Source organism: Cellulomonas sp. P4_B5_2, from assembly GCF_056402235.1.
Genome location: NZ_JBFUHU010000358.1, coordinates 1 through 3,537, shown reverse-complemented (window position 1 = coordinate 3,537; position 3,537 = coordinate 1). Strand labels below are relative to the sequence as shown.

General features: G+C 73.4%; 6 protein-coding genes. All 6 read left to right on the top strand.

Annotation, left to right across the window (positions count from 1 at the left end):
- Positions 1 to 594 (top strand): CheB methylesterase domain-containing protein (locus AC1DUQ_RS19360; RefSeq protein ID WP_477074385.1); only part of this gene is annotated, 594 nt, incomplete at its 5' end.
- Complete coding sequence (locus tag AC1DUQ_RS19355) at positions 585 to 1,502, top strand: CheR family methyltransferase (protein ID WP_477074384.1); 918 nt, start codon at positions 585 to 587, stop codon at positions 1,500 to 1,502. The genes AC1DUQ_RS19360 and AC1DUQ_RS19355, both read left to right, overlap by 10 nt.
- Entirely contained in the window at positions 1,499 to 1,882 is a 384-nt protein-coding gene (locus AC1DUQ_RS19350) for a response regulator (RefSeq protein WP_477060066.1), read from the top strand. The genes AC1DUQ_RS19355 and AC1DUQ_RS19350 overlap by 4 nt, the downstream gene beginning before the upstream one ends.
- Positions 1,879 to 2,364: a chemotaxis protein CheX gene (locus AC1DUQ_RS19345; RefSeq protein WP_477060067.1), complete on the top strand. Its 486-nt coding sequence runs from the start codon at positions 1,879 to 1,881 to the stop codon at positions 2,362 to 2,364. The genes AC1DUQ_RS19350 and AC1DUQ_RS19345 overlap by 4 nt, the downstream gene beginning before the upstream one ends.
- Complete coding sequence (locus tag AC1DUQ_RS19340; protein ID WP_477060068.1) at positions 2,361 to 2,723, top strand: response regulator; 363 nt, start codon at positions 2,361 to 2,363, stop codon at positions 2,721 to 2,723. The genes AC1DUQ_RS19345 and AC1DUQ_RS19340 overlap by 4 nt, the downstream gene beginning before the upstream one ends.
- A complete protein-coding gene (locus AC1DUQ_RS19335) occupies positions 2,720 to 3,208 on the top strand; it encodes a hypothetical protein (protein ID WP_477060069.1) in 489 nt (162 codons plus the stop codon). The genes AC1DUQ_RS19340 and AC1DUQ_RS19335 overlap by 4 nt, the downstream gene beginning before the upstream one ends.
- The last annotated feature ends 329 nt before the right edge of the window (positions 3,209 to 3,537 follow it).

Genomic DNA, 3,537 nt, shown 5'->3' with positions numbered 1-3,537 from the left:
GTCGTCATCGGCTCGTCGACGGGTGGCCCGGAGGCGCTGTCCAAGCTGGTCGCCGCCCTGACGACGCCGCCGTCGGTGCCGGTGCTCGTGGTCCAGCACATGCCCCCGGTGTTCACCCGGCAGCTGGCCGCCCGGCTCGACAGGCTCGGGCCCGCGCGCGTGGTCGAGGCCGAGGACGGCACGGAGCTGCGTCCGGGCACGGTGCACGTCGCCCCCGGCGACCGCCACCTCGAGCTCCACCGCCGCGGCGACGTCCTGCGGGCCGTGCTCACGGACGGACCGCCGGTGAACTACTGCCGCCCGTCGGTCGACGTCCTGTTCCGCTCCGCGGTGCGCGCGATCGGCGGCGACCTGCTCGCCGTCGTGCTCACCGGCATGGGCGCGGACGGTCGCACCGGGTGCGAGGACGTCGTCGGTGCGGGAGGCACCGTCCTGGTGCAGGACGAGCCGACGAGCGTCGTGTGGGGGATGCCCGGTGCGGTCGCGACCGCGGGGTTCGCGCACCGCATCCTCCCGCTGCTGGATGTGGCCCCGACGATCGAGCGCGTGCTCGCCGAGGCCCACGCCGGTGAGAGGAGCTCTCGGTGGGTCTGACCCCGGAGTCCTTCTCGTTCGTCGCCGACCTCGTGCGGCGGCGCAGCGCCATCCAGCTGGCACCCGGCAAGGAGTACCTCGTGGAGAGCCGGCTGCTGCCGCTGGCGCGCGAGGAGGGGATCGTCGACGTCGACGCCTATGTGATGCGCGTCCGCGGCGGCGGCCGGGAGGCCGACCTCGTCCGCGTGGTCGAGGCGCTGACCACCAACGAGACGTCCTGGTTCCGCGACTCGACCCCGTTCGGGGCGCTGCGCTCGACCGTCGTGCCGGCGGTGGTCGCCACCCGCGGGCCGGCCACGCGCTTGCGGGTGTGGTCCGCCGCGTGCTCGACCGGCCAGGAGCCGTACTCGATCGCGATGACCCTCGCGGACTGCCTGCCGTCGACCGCCTCGTTCGAGATCGTCGCGACGGACCTGTCGGAGCAGGTGCTCACCCGCGCGCGGGAGGGCCACTACAGCCAGCTCGAGGTCAACCGGGGGTTGCCGGCGCCGATGCTCGTGCGGCACTTCGCGCGAGCGGGTGCCGGGTGGGAGGTGGCCCCGCAGCTGCGCACGCACGTGACGTTCCGCGCGCACAACCTGCTCGACGCGCCCCCGGCCGGTGGTCCGTTCGACGTGGTGTTCCTGCGCAACGTGCTCATCTACTTCGACCTGCCCACCAAGCGCGCGATCCTGCGTCGCCTCCGGCAGGTGCTGCGCCCCGACGGCGCGCTGCTGCTGGGCGCCGCCGAGACGACCATCGGCGTCGACGACGACTGGGTCCGGATGCCCGCCGGTGCCGGCTCGATCTACCGCCCCGTCCGAYCTGTGCCCGACCCGCTCGGCATCCCGCAACCCCGGACCGCGACGTGGTCCGCCCCCACACCCGCCGTCCCGGCCCCCGTGCTGACCCGAGGAGCACCACGATGAGAGCGCTCGTGATCGACGACTCGCGCACGATGCGACGCATCGTGTCCGGGGCCTTGCACCCTCTCGGCTTCGAGACGTACGAGGCCGAGCACGGCCGTGCGGCGCTCGACCTGCTCGAGGACGGCCTCCACGTGGAGCTCGCGTGCATCGACTGGAACATGCCCGTGATGGACGGGCTCACGTTCGTCTCCGAGGTCCGCGCCAACCCCGCGTGGCGCAGCATCACGCTGATGATGGTGACCACCGAGAGCGAGCAGGGCCAGATCGTGCGCGCGCTCGCCGCGGGCGCCCACGAGTACCTCATCAAGCCGTTCACGCCCGACGCCATCCGCGGGAAGCTCGACCTGCTCGGGCTCGTCGCGGTCGAGGAGCCCGCATGACCACGCTCGTCGAGCACGACCAGGTCCTCGCCATCGCGCAGGAGGTCTTCGCCGCCATGGTCGACGGCGACGTCGGTCTGCTGCAGCCGTGGCCCGGTGAGCTGCCGGAGATCGAGGACGGCGTGGTCGCGTGGGTGGACCTGCACGGCCCGTGGCCGGGCCGCGCCGAGCTGACGACGTCCGGCGCCACGGCGAGCGACCTCACGCGGGCCCTCCTGGGCATGGGCGACGACGAGGTCGTCACGTCGCTCGACCTGGTCGACGCGTTCGGCGAGGTGGCCAACGTCGTCGGCGGCAACGTGAAGTCGCTCCTGCCGCTGCAGGGCAGCCTCGGCCTGCCGCAGGTGGCGCCCAGCGCTCCGGCCGTGCCCGGCGCACGGCTCGTGCAGGAGCTCCCGCTGTCCTGGCGCGGCCACCCGTTGGTCGTCGCCGTGTGGGCGTTCGCCCAGCCCGCTCTCCCGGAAGGAACCCGACTCTCATGATCCGAGTCCTCGTCACCGACGACAGCCGCGTGATGCGGCAGATCGTCATCCGCACGCTGCGCCAGGCCGGCTACGAGTGGGACGTCCGCGAGGCGGCCGACGGCGCCGAGGCCCTCGAGGCCATCCGGGCCGACGAGCCCGACGTCGTCCTGTCGGACTGGAACATGCCGAATATGAACGGCATCGACCTGCTGCGCCGGCTGCGTGCGGAGGGGTTCGGGACGCCGTTCGGCTTCGTCACGTCCGAGGGCTCTCCGGAGATGCGGGCGCAGGCCGAGTCGGCGGGCGCCCTGTTCCTCATCGCCAAGCCGTTCACGCCCGAGGCGTTCCGCGCGGTCATCGACCCGGTGCTGGCATGAGCGCCCAGACACCGCTGCCGTCCGCGAAGCACGTCCGCGAGCTGGTCGAGGGGCTCATCGGCCGCGACGTGCAGGTGGCGACCGGGGGAGCGATGCTCGACCCGAAGGACGGCGACGGCACGCTCGTGGGCGTCTACGTCGACAACCGGCGCGCCCTGTCCGCGCTCGTCCTGCTCGACCTGCCGCTCGCGGCGTACATGGGTGCGGCGCTCGGGCTGGTGCCCGTGCGGGTGGCCGCCGACGCCGTGACGGAGGGCGTCCTGCCGCCGGCGCTGTCCGAGAACGCGGGCGAGGTGCTCAACGTCATGGCGTCGCTGTTCAACGCCGAGGGTGCGCCGCACGTCCGGCTCGACGTGCTCTACGAGCCCCGTCATCCGCTGCCGGCCGACGTCGCCACCTGGGTGCTCGCGTACGTGCGTCGCACCGACCTGGACGTCGAGGTGGCGGGCTACGGAGCCGGCAGGTTCTCCCTCCTGGTCCTGTGAGGACCCGGCACGGACTGTCCGATCTGTCCGGAAGCCGATAGCGTCCCTCGGGTGCATCCCTTCACGCCCGTCCCGCGTGAGCGTTGGAACCGCCGGGACCTGCGGGAACGTCGTGCCGGTGGCCGTCGCTGGCCCCGCCGCTCCGCGTTGGTCCTGCTGAGCACGCTCGCGCTCGTGACGATGCCGATCGCCCTGAGCTCGGCCCCGGACCCGGGCGCGCCGGGGGACTTCGCCGCGCTGCTGACGTTGCGGGACGACGACCCGGCCACGCGGTCGGGCGCCCGGGCCCCGACGAGCACCGAGCCGACCACCAGCGCGCCGAYGGCCAC